The organism is Pseudoxanthomonas sp. SGT-18, from assembly GCF_003931645.1.
Classification (GTDB): Bacteria; Pseudomonadota; Gammaproteobacteria; order Xanthomonadales; family Xanthomonadaceae; genus Pseudoxanthomonas.
In genome coordinates, this window is sequence record NZ_RRYJ01000002.1 from 81,998 (window position 1) to 97,653 (window position 15,656).

The 15,656-nt window shown below is 71.1% G+C and carries 12 protein-coding genes and 3 tRNA genes; 11 read left to right on the forward strand and 4 right to left on the reverse strand.

Annotated features, from left to right (window positions below; genetic code table 11):
- The first annotated feature begins 82 nt into the window (after positions 1-82).
- The 6 genes from clpX to EIM47_RS03425 all read left to right on the forward strand — a co-directional run bounded on the left by clpX (position 83) and on the right by EIM47_RS03425 (position 7,005).
- On the forward strand, positions 83-1,372 hold the full coding sequence (gene clpX / locus EIM47_RS03400) for an ATP-dependent Clp protease ATP-binding subunit ClpX (RefSeq protein ID WP_019397796.1): 1,290 nt from the start codon (positions 83-85) through the stop codon (positions 1,370-1,372).
- Positions 1,373-1,549: 177 nt separating this feature from the next.
- Entirely contained in the window at positions 1,550-4,021 is a 2,472-nt protein-coding gene (gene lon / locus EIM47_RS03405; protein WP_125076142.1) for an endopeptidase La, read from the forward strand.
- Between the two features lie 214 nt (positions 4,022-4,235).
- Positions 4,236-4,508 (forward strand): HU family DNA-binding protein, encoded by a 273-nt coding sequence (locus EIM47_RS03410; protein ID WP_019397794.1) that lies wholly within the window; start codon positions 4,236-4,238, stop codon positions 4,506-4,508.
- Positions 4,509-4,541: 33 nt separating this feature from the next.
- Positions 4,542-4,616 (forward strand) — tRNA-Val (locus EIM47_RS03415).
- A gap of 76 nt (positions 4,617-4,692) precedes the next feature.
- Positions 4,693-4,769 (forward strand) — tRNA-Asp (locus EIM47_RS03420).
- 271 nt (positions 4,770-5,040) lie between these two features.
- A complete protein-coding gene (locus EIM47_RS03425; protein WP_125109044.1) occupies positions 5,041-7,005 on the forward strand; it encodes a peptidyl-prolyl cis-trans isomerase in 1,965 nt (654 codons plus the stop codon).
- 85 nt (positions 7,006-7,090) lie between these two features.
- Here the strand turns inward: EIM47_RS03425 and EIM47_RS03430 are convergent, their stop codons facing one another.
- On the reverse strand, positions 7,091-8,245 hold the full coding sequence (locus EIM47_RS03430; protein WP_125076144.1) for a lytic transglycosylase domain-containing protein: 1,155 nt from the start codon (positions 8,243-8,245) through the stop codon (positions 7,091-7,093).
- On the reverse strand, positions 8,242-9,000 hold the full coding sequence (gloB, locus tag EIM47_RS03435) for a hydroxyacylglutathione hydrolase (RefSeq protein ID WP_125076145.1): 759 nt from the start codon (positions 8,998-9,000) through the stop codon (positions 8,242-8,244). Before gloB ends, EIM47_RS03430 begins: the two co-directional genes overlap by 4 nt.
- Before the next feature lie 12 nt (positions 9,001-9,012).
- On the opposite strand from gloB, the gene EIM47_RS03440 reads away from it, so the two are divergent.
- Genes EIM47_RS03440 through dnaQ form a run of 3 tightly spaced genes read left to right on the forward strand, consistent with a single transcriptional unit; the run spans position 9,013 to position 10,886 of the window.
- Positions 9,013-9,672 (forward strand): hypothetical protein, encoded by a 660-nt coding sequence (locus EIM47_RS03440; protein WP_125076146.1) that lies wholly within the window; start codon positions 9,013-9,015, stop codon positions 9,670-9,672.
- Positions 9,673-9,685: 13 nt separating this feature from the next.
- Positions 9,686-10,132 carry a ribonuclease HI gene (gene rnhA / locus EIM47_RS03445; protein ID WP_125076147.1) on the forward strand — a complete coding sequence of 149 codons (447 nt, stop codon included), beginning with the start codon at positions 9,686-9,688 and terminating at the stop codon, positions 10,130-10,132.
- A 10-nt stretch (positions 10,133-10,142) separates the two neighbouring features.
- Entirely contained in the window at positions 10,143-10,886 is a 744-nt protein-coding gene (gene dnaQ, locus EIM47_RS03450) for a DNA polymerase III subunit epsilon (protein WP_125076148.1), read from the forward strand.
- Positions 10,887-10,895: 9 nt separating this feature from the next.
- Here dnaQ and EIM47_RS03455 read toward each other — a convergent pair whose 3' ends face one another.
- On the reverse strand, positions 10,896-11,600 hold the full coding sequence (locus EIM47_RS03455) for a protein phosphatase 2C domain-containing protein (protein ID WP_125076149.1): 705 nt from the start codon (positions 11,598-11,600) through the stop codon (positions 10,896-10,898).
- Positions 11,601-11,759: 159 nt separating this feature from the next.
- Here EIM47_RS03455 and EIM47_RS03460 point away from each other — a divergent pair.
- Positions 11,760-11,850, forward strand: a tRNA-Ser gene (locus EIM47_RS03460).
- Positions 11,851-12,214: 364 nt separating this feature from the next.
- Positions 12,215-12,622 carry a DUF6165 family protein gene (locus tag EIM47_RS03465; protein WP_019399117.1) on the forward strand — a complete coding sequence of 136 codons (408 nt, stop codon included), beginning with the start codon at positions 12,215-12,217 and terminating at the stop codon, positions 12,620-12,622.
- On the opposite strand, the gene EIM47_RS03470 is transcribed toward EIM47_RS03465, so the two are convergent.
- Positions 12,598-15,645: a spermine synthase gene (locus EIM47_RS03470; RefSeq protein ID WP_125076150.1), complete on the reverse strand. Its 3,048-nt coding sequence runs from the start codon at positions 15,643-15,645 to the stop codon at positions 12,598-12,600. The genes EIM47_RS03465 and EIM47_RS03470 overlap by 25 nt on opposite strands.
- Between the last annotated feature and the right edge of the window lie 11 nt (positions 15,646-15,656).

Below are 15,656 nucleotides of genomic sequence, written 5' to 3' on the forward strand. Positions count from 1 at the left end.
GCGCTTCTGGCGCGGTTCCGGCCCTGTGCTATTCTCGCCCCCAACCCGCCCCGGCGGGACGCAATACTGGAAAAGCACAAGCATGAGCGAAGACCGGCAAGGCCGTACCGGCGATGGCAACAAGATCCTCTACTGCTCTTTCTGCGGGAAGAGCCAGCACGAGGTGCGCAAGCTGATCGCCGGCCCCAGCGTGTTCATCTGCGATGAATGCGTGGAGCTCTGCAACGACATCATCCGCGAGGAACTCGAGGAGAAGGCGCAGTCGGCGCGCAGCTCGCTGCCCAAGCCGCGCGAGATCCTCGAGGTGCTGGACCAGTACGTGATCGGCCAGCATCGGGCGAAGAAGACCCTCGCGGTGGCCGTCTACAACCACTACAAGCGCATCGAGAGCCGCCAGCGCAACGAGGACGTCGAGCTGGCCAAGTCGAACATCCTGCTGGTCGGCCCGACCGGTTCGGGCAAGACCCTGCTGGCCGAGACCCTGGCGCGGCTGCTCAACGTGCCGTTCACGATCGCCGACGCGACCACGCTCACCGAGGCCGGCTACGTCGGCGAGGACGTGGAGAACATCATCCAGAAGCTGCTGCAGAAGTGCGACTACGACGTCGAGAAGGCGCAGCAGGGCATCGTCTACATCGACGAGATCGACAAGATCTCGCGCAAGAGCGAGAACCCGTCGATCACCCGCGACGTGTCCGGCGAAGGCGTGCAGCAGGCGCTGCTGAAGCTGATCGAGGGCACCGTGGCCTCGGTCCCGCCGCAGGGCGGGCGCAAGCACCCGCAGCAGGAATTCCTGCAGGTCGATACCAAGAACATCCTGTTCATCGTCGGCGGCGCGTTCGCCGGCCTGGACAAGATCATCCAGCAGCGCAGCAGCGAGGCTGGCGGCATCGGCTTCGGCGCCAAGGTCAAGAGCACCAAGGTCAAGGCCGACACCGGCAAGCTGCTGGCCGAGGTCGAGCCGGAGGACCTGATCAAATTCGGCCTGATCCCCGAGTTCGTCGGCCGCCTGCCGGTGGTGGCGACCCTGGAGGAGCTGGACGAGGCCGCCCTGGTCAAGATCCTGACCGAGCCGAAGAACGCCATCACCAAGCAGTTCAAGAAGCTGTTCGAGATGGAAGGCGTGGAGCTGGAGTTCCGCCCGGACGCCCTGACCGCGATCGCGCGCAAGGCGCTCAAGCGCAAGACCGGCGCCCGTGGCCTGCGCACCATCGTCGAGTCGGTGCTGCTGGACACCATGTACGAGCTGCCGTCCATGGAGAACGTCAGCAAGGTGGTGGTGGACGAGTCGGTGATCGAGCACAAGACCGAGCCGTACCTGATCTACCAGACCCCGCCGGCGGCCTCGCCGAAGGTGGCCTCGGCCGACTGACGGCCGGCCTCCAGCGCCCGCGGCAACCCGGCCCCCGCCACCCCGTGGCGGGGGCTTTGTTTTCCCAAGTGCTTGATCCGGAAGGTGATCTTGCGTGCATCTTGCATCGCTTCCGGCCTGCCCCCATAACGGGGGCAGGCGGCCCGCCGGCCGCCGCCAATGTTTCCCGGAGCTTCCATGTCCCGCACCCGATCCGACGCCCTCGAACTGCCCGTCCTGCCGCTGCGCGACGTGGTGGTGTTCCCGCACATGGTCATCCCGCTGTTCGTGGGCCGGGACAAGTCCATGCGCGCCCTTGAGCAGGCGATGGAAGGCGACAAGCAGATCCTGCTGGTCGCGCAGAAGTCGGCCGAGACCGACGACCCGCAGGCGGCCGACCTCTACACCGTCGGCACCCTGGCCACCGTGCTGCAGCTGCTGAAGCTTCCCGACGGCACCATCAAGGTCCTGGTCGAGGGCACCGCGCGCGTGCAGGTGGGCGACATCGCCGAGCGCGACGGCGCCCTGCACGGGCGCGGCACCGTGGTCGAGCCGGGCACCAGCCGCGACCCGCGCGAGATCGAGGCGGTGGCGCGCACCCTGACCAGCCTGTTCGAGCAGTACGTCAAGACCAACCGCAAGCTGCCGCCGGAGCTGCTGCAGACCCTGTCCGGGATCGAGGAGCCCGGCCGCCTGGCCGACACCATCTCGGCCCACATCGGCGTGCGCCTGGCCGACAAGCAGCGCCTGCTGGAGACCTTTGACACCGGCGACCGCCTGGAGCTGCTGGTCGGCCTGGTCGAGGGCGAGATCGACGTGCAGCAGATGGAGAAGCGCATCCGCGGCCGGGTGAAGTCGCAGATGGAGCGCAGCCAGCGCGAGTACTACCTCAACGAGCAGATGAAGGCGATCCAGAAGGAGCTGGGCGACCTGGACGACTCGCCGGGGGAGATGGAGGAGCTGGCGCGCAAGATCGCCGAGGCCGGCATGCCCAAGGCCATCGAGGCCAAGGCCAAGAGCGAGCTGAACAAGCTCAAGCAGATGTCGCCGATGTCGGCCGAGGCCGCGGTGGTGCGCAACTACCTCGACTGGCTGCTGGGCGTGCCGTGGAAGAAGCGCAGCAAGGTGCGCAAGGACCTCAAGGCCGCGCAGGACACCCTGGACGCCGACCACTACGGCCTGGAGAAGGTCAAGGAGCGGATCCTGGAGTACCTGGCGGTGCAGTCGCGGGTCAAGCAGATGAAGGGCCCGATCCTGTGCCTGGTCGGCCCGCCGGGCGTGGGCAAGACCTCGCTGGGCCAGTCCATCGCCAAGGCCACCAACCGCAAGTTCGTGCGCATGAGCCTGGGCGGCGTGCGCGACGAGGCCGAGATCCGCGGCCACCGCCGCACCTACGTCGGTTCGATGCCGGGCCGCATCGTGCAGAACCTCAACAAGGTCGGCACCAAGAATCCGCTGTTCGTGCTCGACGAGATCGACAAGATGTCGATGGACTTCCGCGGCGACCCGTCGTCGGCGCTGCTGGAGGTGCTGGACCCGGAGCAGAACCACAGCTTCAACGACCACTACCTGGAGGTCGACCTGGACCTGTCCGAGGTGATGTTCGTGGCGACCTCCAATTCGCTGAACATCCCCGGCCCGCTGCTCGACCGCATGGAGGTCATCCGCATCCCGGGCTACACCGAGGACGAGAAGCTGAGCATCGCCACCCGCTACCTGGTGCCGAAGCAGCAGAAGGCCAACGGCCTCAAGCCCGAGGAGCTGTCGATCGCCGAGGACGCGATCCGCGACATCGTGCGCTACTACACGCGCGAGTCCGGCGTGCGCAACCTGGAGCGCGAGATCGCCAAGATCTGCCGCAAGGTGGTCAAGGAGATCGCGCTCAAGGGCCCGGAGCCGGCGAAGAAGAAGCCCGCGCGCAAGGCCGCCGGCAAGCGCAAGGGCGCGCTGGTGCAGGTCACCGCGGCCAACCTGGACAAGTACCTGGGCGTGCGCCGCTTCGACTTCGGCCGCGCCGAGGAGCAGAACGAGATCGGCCTGGTCACCGGCCTGGCCTGGACCGAGGTGGGCGGCGACCTGCTGCAGATCGAGGCCACCCTGGTCCCGGGCAAGGGCCAGCTGATCCTCACCGGCCAGCTGGGCGACGTCATGAAGGAATCCGCCTCGGCGGCCCTGTCGGTGGTGCGCGCGCGCGCCGAGCGGCTGGGCATCGAGGTCGACTTCCTGCAGAAGCACGACGTGCACCTGCACGTGCCCGACGGCGCCACCCCGAAGGACGGCCCCAGCGCCGGCATCGCCATGGTCACCGCGCTGGTGTCGACCCTGACCAAGGTGCCGGTGCGCGCGGACATCGCCATGACCGGCGAGATCACCCTGCGCGGCAAGGTCACTGCGATCGGCGGCCTGAAGGAGAAGCTGCTGGCTGCGCTGCGCGGCGGCATCCGCACGGTGATCATCCCCGAGGAGAACCGCAAGGACCTGGCCGACATCCCGGCCAACGTCACCGAGGGGCTGAAGATCGTGCCGGTGAAGTGGATCGACGAGGTCCTGGACCTGGCCCTGGAGCGGCCGCTGGCCCCGGCCGGCGCGAAGGTGGCCGTGCGCGGCGGCGGCCGCAGCGGTGGCCGCCGGCAGCGCCCGGTGGCCGACCGGACCGACGTAAAGCACTGAAAAGTCCGCGGCCGCGCGCCGCGCGAATCCGACAGGCGGGCATGAAAAGCCCGCCAGTGCTGCATTTCCGGCTTGCGGCCCTTGGGGGCGCCCTGTATAACGGGCGCACCCGCACTGGCCACGCCCAGTCCGCGGAACCAGACCTGCCGGCACGCTCCACGGACGCGACCCGGTCACACATCTCGCGGCAAGACCGCACAGGGAGTAAATACGAATGAACAAAACCGATCTGATCGACGCCGTCGCCAGCGAAGCCGAAATCACCAAGGCCGAGGCCGCGCGCGCGGTCGACGCGGTGATCAACTCGGTCACCAAGGCGCTGAAGAAGGGCGACGCCGTCACCCTGGTCGGCTTCGGCACCTTCCAGGTGCGCAAGCGCGCTGCCCGCACCGGTCGCAACCCGAAGACCGGCGAGACCATCAAGATCAAGGCCTCGAAGAATCCGGCGTTCAAGGCTGGCAAGGCGCTGAAGGACGCTGTAAACTAACCGGCCCGCTTCCGAAGCGGGCTTGCCTGACCCGGGTGCTTAGCTCAGCGGTAGAGCGTCGCCCTTACAAGGCGAGGGTCGGGGGTTCGAAACCCTCAGCACCCACCAGCTTCGGAATGCAAAAAAATTTGTAAGACGGTCTTCTCAAACCTGAAAACTTGTCTTACAATGGCTGTCTCAGCGCGGAGTGGTAGTTCAGTCGGTTAGAATGCTGGCCTGTCACGCCGGAGGTCGCGGGTTCGAGTCCCGTCCACTCCGCCACTTATCTGGAAAGCCCCCGGGAAACCGGGGGCTTTCTTTTTGTCCGCGCCTCGCGCGGCAAATGCGCATGCGTAGCGGCCTTGCCTGCTCCACGGCAGGCTTCCCGCGCAGGCGCCGGACCGGGCGTGCGCCACACGGCCATGCCCGGAAACGCGCCGGCCGGGGAGCGCAAAAAGCCTGGTTGCGGGGGAGCCGGCGGGCAGTCCGCGCGGCGCCGGCCCGGGTTACACTGCGCGGCTTACATTCGCCGCTTACCTACACCGGGCTAACAATGCTGCAGAAACTCCGCGATCGGTCATCGGGCTGGGTTGCCACGGTCATCATCGCCCTGCTGATGATTCCGTTCCTCTTCGTCGTCGACCAGAGCTACCTCGGTGGCATGGGCGCCAACAACGTGGCCCAGGTCAAGGCGCCGCCGTCGTGGTGGAAGGGCGCGCCTGGCTTCTGGCCGGTCTCGCTGCTGTGGGAGCACCAGGAGGTCAGCGGCGAGGAGTTCCGCCAGCGCTTCGAGCAGGCCCGGATGCTGGCCCGCCAGCAACAGGGCGAGGCGTTCGACCCGCGCCAGTTCGAGAGCATCGAGAACAAGCGCCGCGTGCTGGACGAGCTGATCGACGAGAAGGCGCTGCTGCTGGCCGCCAGCCGCGAGGGCGTGGTCGTCTCCGACGCCGCGGTGCGCGAATACATCGCCTCGATCCCGGCATTCCAGGTGGACGGCAAGTTCAACATGGACGCCTACCGCATGGCGCTGTCCTCGCAGTACCCGCCGCGCACCCCGAGCCAGTTCGACGAGCTGGTACGGCAGTCGCTGCGGCAGTCGCTGGTGCCGATGGCGGTGGGCAACTCGGCCTTCGTCACCGACGCCGAGCTGGACCGCCTGCTGCGCCTGTCCGGCGAGACCCGCGACGTCGAACTGGTGGTGCTGCCGCCGGCGCCGGAGGACACCGCGGCGGTGACCGACGACGACGCCAAGGCCTGGTACGAGGCGCACACCGCCGACTTCATGCGCCCGGAACGGGTGGGCATCGAGTACGTGGAAGTGACCGCGCAGCAGGTGCCGGAGCCGGCGCCGGCCGACGAGGCCACCCTGCGCCAGCGCTACGAGGAAGAGAAGCTGCGCTTCGGCGAGCCGGAGCGCCGCCTGGCCTCGCACATCCTGGTGCGCGTGCCGGAGGGTGGCGACGCCGCCGCGGCCGAGCGCAAGGCCGCCGAGCTGGCCAGGCAGGCCGCCGCGCCGGGTGCCGATTTCGCCGCGCTGGCGCGCGAGCATTCCGAGGACCCGGGTTCGCGCGATGCCGGCGGCGACCTGGGCTGGGTCGAGCGCGGCACCATGGTGGCGCCGTTCGAGGAAGCGCTGTTCGCGATGCAGGCTGGCGAGGTGCGCGGCCCGGTGAAGACCGACTTCGGCTGGCACGTGCTGCAGCTGCGCGAGGTCAAGGAAGGCGCCGCGCGCCCGTTCGAGGAAGTGCGCGACGAGCTGGCGCGCGAGCTGGCGCAGGCCGAGCGCGAGCGCGCCTTCAGCGAACTGGTTGGCCGCCTGACCGACCTGGCCTACGAGAACCCGTCCTCGCTGGAACCGGCCGCGCGCGAGCTGAAGCTGGAAGTGCGCAAGCTCGGTCCGTTCAGCCGCGACGACACGGTCGGCATCGCCGCGGCGCCCGAGGTCAAGCGTGCCGCGTTCTCCGAGGCCCTGATCGAGGACGGCACCGCCAGCGACCCGATCCAGATCGGTCCGCAGCACAGCGTCCTGATCCGGGTGGTGGAGCACGAGCCGGCCGAGGCCATGCCGCTGGCCGAGGTGCGTGGGCAGGTCGAGGCCGCGGTGCGTGCCGACCGCCGCAACAAGGCCGCGGTGGCCGCCGCCGAGGCCGCGCTGGAGCGCCTGCGCAAGGGCGAGGCGCTGGCCGCGCTGGCCACTGCCGAGGACGGCGTCATGCCGCTGCCGGGCCTGCCGCGTGGCGCGCCGGTGCCTTCGCGCGAGGCCAACCGCGCCATCTTCGCCGTGGCCGCGCCGGAAGAGGGCAAGGCCGCGTTCGGCCGCTTCGCCCTGCCGGATGGCCGCCAGGCGGTGTTCGCGGTCAATGCCGTGCATCCGGGCAAGCCGGAGGAACTGCCGCAGGAGCAGCGCGCCCTGCTGCGCCAGCAGTTCGCCCAGATCGACGGCGCCGCCGCGGCCGAGGACTACATCCGCCGCATCCGCAGCCAGTTCAAGGTCCGCATCGACGAAACCCAGCTTTGACGGGAGCGGCGATTGGGGCCAAAAGAACGGGGGCGCCTCCTGGCGCCCCCTTTTTTCTGTTTGTTTGATGGGTGGCCCGGCCCACTCACTCCACGCGCAACTGCATCCCCGGCCGCAGCACGCTGTTGGCGTTGAGGTTGTTGAGTTCCAGCAGCTGGCGCACGGCCACGCCATAGCGCCTGGCGATCACCCAGGCCGACTCGCCGCGGCGCACGGTGTGCACCCGGGTGGTCGCCACCGCGGGTGCTTCCTCCACCTCCGCGGTGGCACGCACCGGCGCCAGCGCCACCGGCGCCGGCGGTGCGATGGCCTGCACCAGGGCCAGCGGCGGGCTGGTCCAGCGCTGGCCCAGGGCAGGGTTGAGGCGGCGCAGCACCGTTGGATCCTGGCCGTTGCCCAGGGCCCAGGCCTCCAGTCCGCCGGCGCCTTCCAGCGGGCGCGCCTCCAGGTGCAGCACCGGACGGTCCAGCCGCGCCATCCATTCCGCTTCCTCGCCGGCGCGGGTCAGCACGCAGGCCAGGGCGTGGAGCTTGTCGACATAGGCATAGGTGACGCCGGACAGGCCCTGCAGCGAGCCTGGCGTGGCCTCCAGCGCCTGCTCGCCGCTATGGCGCAGCGCCCGCAGCACGCGCGACTCGCCGGCGTTGTAGGCCATCGCGGTCAGGCGCCAGTTGCCGCCGAGCATGCCGTTGAGCTTGCGCAGGTACTGCACCGCTGCGCGGGTGGACTCGGCCGGCGACAGGCGGCCGTCGTAATGCTTGGTGACCGGCACCCCGTGGTGGCGCGCGGTATGGGTGACGAACTGCCACAGCCCCGCCGGGCCGCCGCCGTTGCGCGCGCCGGGGGCGTAACCGCTTTCCACGAACGGAATCAGGGCGTATTCGGTCGGCAGGTGCGCCGCGCGCAGGGCGTCGACCACGTGGCCGAACAGGGGCAGGGCGTCGCTGTCCGGATCGGCCAGGCGCGCCGGCGCATGGCGGAAGTGTTGCTCGTAGCGGGTCGCGCCCGCGTCGCAGCCAGGCTCGGCCAGGCCATCCAGGAACGCCTGGTAGATCTCGCGCCCGCTGCGCATGCCCTCCGGCAGCTCGGGGGAGGCGTCAGCGGCCGGCGCGTCCGCATCCGGCGCCGCCGGCTCGCTGGCCGGCGCGGGTGGCTCGGTGGCCGCCGGGTCGGGGCGGGGCTCCTGGGCGAAGGCCGCACAGGAGCACACCACCAGCACGGCGGGCCAGGCGCGCCTCATGCGCCGAATCCGTCCTTCCAGGCGCGCAGGGCGCCGAAACACTCCGCGTCGCTGCGCGGGGCATGGCCCAGGCGGTGCGCCGCCGCCTCGCGCACGGCCCGTTCGGCGCAGCGCAGGAACGGGTTGGTGTCGCGCTCGGTGGCCAGGGTGACCGGCACGGTGGGCTGGCCGGCCTCGCGCTGGGCGCGGGCCTCGGCGTGGCGCCGGACCAGGGCCGGATTGCCCGGCTCCACCGCCAGGGCGAAGGCGGCATTGGCCAGGGTGTATTCATGCCCGCAGCACACCAGGGTCTGGTCGGGCAGGGCGGCCAGGCGCTGCAGGGAGTCATGCATCTGCTCGGCATCGCCCTCGAACAGGCGCCCACAGCCCAGGCTGAACAGGGTGTCGCCGCAGAACAGCACGCCTTCGACCAGATAGGCCACATGGCTGCGGGTATGCCCCGGCACGGCGATCACCCGGATCTCGCGCCCGGCCAGCTGCAGCCGTGCGCCGTCGGTGGCGCGCTCGGTGGCGTGCGGGATGCGCGGGTCCTCCGGCGCGACCACCGGCAATCCCGGCCAGCGCTCGAGCAGCTCCGGCACCCCGGCGCAGTGGTCGGCGTGGTGGTGGGTCAGCAGGATCGCGGCGGGCACCATCCCGCGCCCGGTGGCGGCCAGCACCGGCTCGGCGGACCCGGGGTCCACCACCAGCGCCCTGCCTGCACCCATGGCCCAGACATAGTTGTCCTGCAATGCCGGCAGCGGGGTCGGTCGCATAGAATCGGGACCATGCCTGCGCCCGCCACCCGCCGTCAACCCGGTGCCCCGGCCTGGTTCAGCGCCCCGCAGGGCCGGATCCTGCTGGCGGCGGAGCGCCAATGGGTGCTGCGGCGCCTGGCTGAACGGCCGGTGCAGCCGTGGCTGTGGCTGTGCCCGGAGGCCCCGGAGGACTGGGTCCCGCCGCCCGCACGGGGCCTGCTGCTGCACCATGGCGGCGGCGCCGGCGGCTACCAGGGCAGCGTGCGCTGCGACCTGCCCCTGCCGGTGGCCAGCGGCTGCATCGCCCACGTGGTGGTGCAGCACGCCCCGTCGCGGGGACTGCAGACCCTGCTGGATGAGTGCGAGCGGGTGCTGCTGGACGGCGGCCGGCTGTGGCTTTGCACCTTCAACCCGTACAGCCCGTACCGCCTGCGTGCCGGCCTGGCCGGGGTCGCGGCGCGCCCGCTGGGCGCCTGGATCCAGCGCCTGCACGCCCTCGGCCTGGTGGCGGTGGCGCCGCCGCGCTGCGTCGGGCCGCGCTGGCGTCCGCGCGAAAGTGCTGGCAATCCCGGCGGGGGCGCGGCATCGTTGCGCGCCGGGTGCGTGCTGGAGTTCGAAAAGCGCGCGCTCGCGCCGGTGGGACCGGTGCCGGCAGGCTGGCGGCGACCCGGGGCCGCGCCGGCGGCCTGAACACGGAAACCTGATGAAGAAGATCGAGATCCACACCGATGGCGCCTGCTCCGGCAACCCCGGGCCGGGCGGCTGGGGCGCGCTGCTGCGCTACAAGGCCCACGAACGCGAGCTGTCCGGCGGCGAGCCGGTCACCACCAACAACCGCATGGAACTGATGGCCGCCATCAGCGCCCTGGAGGCGCTGACCGAGTCCTGCGAGGTGGTGCTGTTCACCGACTCGCAGTACGTGCGCCAGGGCATCACCGAATGGATGCCCGGCTGGGTGCGCCGCGGCTGGAAGACCGCCGGCGGCGACCCGGTCAAGAACCGCGACCTGTGGGAGCGCCTGCACGCGGCCTGCCAGCGCCACAGCATCGAGTGGCGCTGGGTCAAGGGCCACAACGGCGACCCGGACAACGAGCGCGTGGACGCGATCGCCCGCGCCGCGTCCCAGCAGGCCCGGGCCGCGGCGCGGTAAACTTGCGCCGATGCGCCAGATCATCCTCGATACCGAAACCACCGGCCTGGAGTGGAAGAAGGGCAACCGCGTGGTCGAGATCGGCTGCGTGGAGCTGCTGGAGCGGCGCCCGAGCGGGCGCAACTTCCACCGCTACCTCAAGCCCGACTGCGAGTTCGAGGCCGGCGCCCAGGAAGTCACCGGCCTGACCCTGGAGTTCCTGGCCGACAAGCCGTCGTTCGAGGAGATCGTCGACGAATTCCTCGAATACATCGACGGCGCTGAGCTGATCATCCACAACGCCGCGTTCGACCTCGGCTTCCTCGACTACGAGCTGTCGCGTTGCGGCGAGCACTACGGCCGCATCGCCGACCGCTGCACCGTGGTCGACACCCTGCTGCTGGCGCGCGAGCGCTTCCCCGGCCAGCGCAATTCGCTGGACGCGCTGTGCAAGCGCCTGGGCGTGGACAACTCGCACCGCCAGCTGCACGGCGCGCTGCTGGACGCGCAGATCCTGGCCGACGTCTACATCGCCCTGACCTCCGGCCAGGAGGAGATCGGCTTCGCCGAGGTCGAGGCGCCGTCCACCGGCCCGGCGGTGGCCACGGTCAGCTTCGCCCCGGTGGCCGGCGAGCGCCCGCGCATCGCGGCCGCGCCGGAGGAGCTGGAAGTGCATGCGCGCCGCCTGGCACACCTGCGCAAGAAGGCCGGGCGCGCGCTTTGGGACCAGTACGAGCCGCTGCCGGAACCGGAAGCCGAGCTGCAACCGGCCTGAGCCGGTGCCTCAGTGGCAGCGCACCAGCACCGCGGTGACGTTGTCCGAACCGCCGCCGTCCAGCGCCGCCGCGACCAGGATGTCCACGCATTCCTGCGCGCTGCAGTCCTGCCAGGACAGCACCTCGGCGATACGCGCGTCGTCCACTTCCTCGGTCAGCCCGTCGCTGCACAGCAGCAGCTGCATGCCCGGGCGCAGTTCGCCGGACATGGTCGCCACCTTCAGGTGCGCCGGATCGGTCACGCCCAGGGCCTGGGTGACCGCGCTGCGCTGCGGGTGGGTGCGCGCCTCCTCGGGCGTGAGGCCGCCTTGGGCGATCAGTTCCTGCACGTAGCTGTGGTCCTGGCTGAGCTGGGCCAGGCGGCCGTCGCGCCACAGGTAGGCGCGGCTGTCGCCGATCCAGGCCACCTCGAAGCGCTCGCCCTGGACCCGCAGGACCACGGCCGTGGTGCCCATGGGCAGGGCGTCGTTGCGGCGGCGCGAGGCACGGATGATCTCCTCGTCGGCCACCCGCAGCGCCTGTGCCAGCGGCGTGCCCTGGCGCACCTCGCGCACGATCGCCTCGCGCGCCAGCGCGCTGGCGACCTCGCCGCAGGCGTGCCCGCCCATGCCATCGGCCACCAGCCACAGCCCCAGCTCGCTGTCGCCGTAGTACGTGTCCTCGTTCAGCGCCCGGCGCAGGCCGGGGTGGGTGAGGTGTCCGAATTCGATCATGAAGGCCCGGGGCGAGGCTGCGCTGGAGTAGCGTGCAATCATCCGGGCCGGCCGTGCCGCGGGCAAGGTTTGCTTGCGGGGGCGGCCCGCCGGCACGCTTGGCTTGTCCGCGCGCGCCGCGCCACGTATCATTCCCGCCCCGGCTGCGGCCGGGCCACCGGAGAGGTGGCAGAGTGGTTGAATGTACCTGACTCGAAATCAGGCAGGCGTTTATAGCGCCTCGGGGGTTCGAATCCCCCCCTCTCCGCCAGATGCAAATAAAAAGGCCCCCTCGCGGGGCCTTTTTATTTGCATCCGGTGAGGGGTGGCCTGGTTCGAACCCCTTGGTTCGACCACCCGCGAAGCGGGTGGCGCGAGGCGCGCAGCGCCTCGTCACAAACCGCGCAGCGGTTTGCACGGCGAAGCCGCCCGAAGGGCGGGCCCGCAGGCCGAGTGAATCCCCGGGCTCAGCGTGGCATGCCCGGCGAAGCCCCCGCAGGCCCCCGACGGACTCCGCTCCACGCCCGGGAGGGGCGCTGCCGGCCCGCCGGAGAAGGCTGCGGGGGAATGCCTTTCAGCCTCGGTCTCGCCGCAGGCGCTAGACTTGCGCCTTTCCAATCCCCTGGCTGTTCCCCATGTCCGAAATCCTCGTCCCCGTGTCCTTTGGCGAACTGCTGGACAAGATCGCGATCCTGCAGATCAAGTCCGAGCGCATGACCGACGAGGCCAAGCTGGCCAACGTGCGCAAGGAGCTGTCGGCGCTGGAGCAGACCTGGATGGCGCATCCGGCGGCCAACCGCGACATTGCCCAGCTGCGTGCCCGCCTGAAGGCGGTCAACGAGCGGCTGTGGGACATCGAGGACGAGATCCGGCTCAAGGAACGCGCGCAGGAGTTCGACGAGGAGTTCGTGCGCCTGGCCCGCAGCGTGTACTTCGAGAACGACGAGCGCGCACGGGTGAAGAAGGAGATCAACCTCGCGCTGGGCTCCGCCTACGTCGAGGAGAAGTCCTACCAGGACTACCGCACCGGCGCTACGCCCTGAGCCGCGTCGCCGGCCGCTGTCCCGGCCGCGGCCAGTTCCAGGCCGCGTACCCGGACCAGGTGCCGGACCATGCGCAGGCGCTCGCCATGGGGCAGGGCCACGCCGTAGCCCCGGTGCAGGCGCTCGACCTCCTCCGCGCGGCCTGAACCCAGCGCGCCCAGTTGGGCCAGCACCAGCGCTTGTTCCTGCAGTTCCAGCGGATAGGCCTCCGGCCGCTGCAGCAGCGCCTCGCCGGTGTGCAGCATGGCTTCGGCATCGCGCGCGGCCGCGGCGGCGTACAGGTCCAGCACCGCGCGCACGGCCGCCGGCTGGACGTCGCGCTGGATCCACGCCGGCGCGATCCAGACCCGTTCCAGGTCCTGCGGCGGCAGGTGGCCCAGGGTGGCCGCCGCCACCGCGGCCGCGGCGCGGGTCCAGGTGGCCAGGTCGGCGACCGGACCCTGCGACAGCCCCAGCAGCGCCTGCAGCTCGTGTTCGGCCTCGGCCAGTTCGTGCTGGCGTGCCGGCAGGGGCGTGGCGCGCGGCTGCCCGGACAGCGCCGCGGCCAGCGCGATCGCGCGCTGCCGCGCCTGCAGCACGCTGTGCCCGGGCAGGGCGGCGACGGCCTCGCTGGCCGGCGGCAGGATCCGTCCCTCCATCAGGTCCAGCACCGGCAGGCCGTTGTCGGCAAGGCGCTGCAGGGTGTCGGCACGGTCGGCGCGGAAGCGCGTCCGCGGGCCCTGCAGCGAGACCTGCGGATGGAAATCGCTGTGCGGGGCGGCGCCCAGGGCGCGGACGTAGGTTTGCAGCAGGGCGCGGCCGCCCAGTTCGCGCACGGCCAGGGCGGCATCGCCATCCAGCCCGACCCGCGCGGTCTCCCGGGCCAGTTCGCCGGTGACCCGCAGGCGCGCCGCGTCGGCCGCCGGGCAGGTGCTGCGGCAGGCGACCACCACCAGGTCGTTGTCCTGGGCCAGGTACAGGCGCGCGTCGGCGAAGTTCTCCAGCAGCGCGGCCAGGATCGAAGCCAGCAGCGCATCGTCGATTTCGTAGCTCTGCAGCCACTGCACCAGCAACCCGTCCTCGGCCAGGTGGCCGTGCAGGAAGCGGTAGAACTCGGTGGTGAAAAGGCCGGCCACGCCGCTGACCCAGGGGTTTGAGGGCTCGGACACGATCACGTCGTAGCGGCGCCGGCCGCTGGCGTAGAACCGGCGTGCGTCGTCGAAATGCACCTGCGAACGCGGATCCTGCAGCGCCCGCGCGATCCGCCGCGCGAACAGCTGCGCGCCGGCGCGGTGCACCAGTGGCTCGATCTCCACCGTCTCCACCCGCTGCACCCGGTCGCTGCCCAGCAGGGTATGCGTGGACAGGCCCAGGCCCCAGCCGATCACCCCGACCTGGCGCGGCTGCGGATGCAGCGCCAGCGGCAGCGCGCCCAGGCTCACCATGGTCAGCTCGTCGCCGCCGGGCGGGCGCTCCAGGTCCTGTGCCATGGCACCGTCGGACTTGCCATTGGTCAGCAGCGAGAGGGTCCCGTACGTGCCGGAGCGGACCACGCCGATGCTGGCGGTCTTGCCGTCGCGCAGGAACGGCACCTCCAGCGAAGCGTCCAGCCGCGCGTGGCCGGTGCGGAACGCGCCGGAGAGCTGGGTGCGTGGATCCGCCCGGCCCCACACCAGGGCCAGCAGCAGCGCCGCCACGGCGCTTCCCGACAGCGCGGCCAGCCGCGCCGGCTGCAGTTCGCCGCGCGCATGCGCCAGCAACCAGAAACCGATGGCGATGTCGCCCACCGCGGCCAGCACCAGGCCCAGGCGCACGCCCAGCAATGGCACCAGCACGTGGGTCATCAGCAGCACGCCGGCAATCGCGCCGACGGTATTGGCCGCGTACAACCGTCCGATCGATGCCTCGCCACCGCCGGCGCGCAGCAGGCCCAGGGTGAACAGCGGCAGGGTGGTGCCGGCGAAGAACGCGGCCGGCAGCATCACCGCCATCGCCACCCCGGCGCTGCCGAGCAGGAACAGGCGGTAGCCGCCGTCGGTGCGCGATAGCGATTGCACCAGCGCCGCGGCCCAGTCGAAGGACTGCGCGAACGCCAGCAACGACAGCAACGCCGCCACGCCCATCGCGACCTGGGCGATCGCCGCGGTGCGCAGCGGATCGTCCAGGCGGCCGCCGCGACGATGGACCCAGGCGCCACCGCCGGCCAGGCCCAGCAGGAACGCGGCCAGCATCAGCTCGAAGCTGTGCACGGTGGTGCCCAGGGCCTGGTTGAGCAGGCGGATCCAGCCGATCTCGTAGACGAACGAGCAGGCACCCGACAGCAGCCCGGCCCACAGCACCGCGCGCAGCAGCGGGCTGTGCCGCGCGGACGCGCCATCGGGCGCTGAGGCCGCTGTTGCCCGCGTTGCAGCCACGCCGTCGCCGCGTGCCAGCCACGCCGCCACCGCCGCGACCAGCAGGTTGGCAAGGCCGGCCGCCGCCAGCGCCCCGGGCATGCCCAGCCGTGGCAGCAGCAGGAAGGTCGCGGCCAGCGCACCGGCGGCCGCGCCCAGGCTGTTGGCGAAGTACAGCCCGCCCAGCACGCGCGCGTCCTGGCCCTGGCGGGCGCGGATCCAGCCGGCGCTCAGCAGCGGGAAGGTCGCCCCCAGCAGGATGCAGGCCGGCAGGATCAACAGGGCCGCGCTAAGCCACGGATACAGCTGTGCGGCCAGGCCGTCGCCCAGGGCGGCGAGCACGCCCTCCGACAGCCGGGTATAGCCAACGAACACCGGGTGGAAGGCCAGCCCCAGCACGCCGATCGCGGCCTCGGCCGCCGCATAGGCCAGCACCAGCCGGCGCCAGCGCAGGCCCAGCCGCGCCGCGCCCCAGGCGCCCAGGGCCATGCCGCCCATGAAGATCGCCAGCACCAGGCTTTGCGCGTACGCCGCATGTCCCAGCACCAGGCCCAGGTAATGCGACCACAGCGACTGGTAGACCAGCCCGGCGAAGCCGGAAACCACGAACAGGCCCAGCACCGCGGCGGCGGGCAGGACGGGGGCCGGCAACCTTGCGTCGT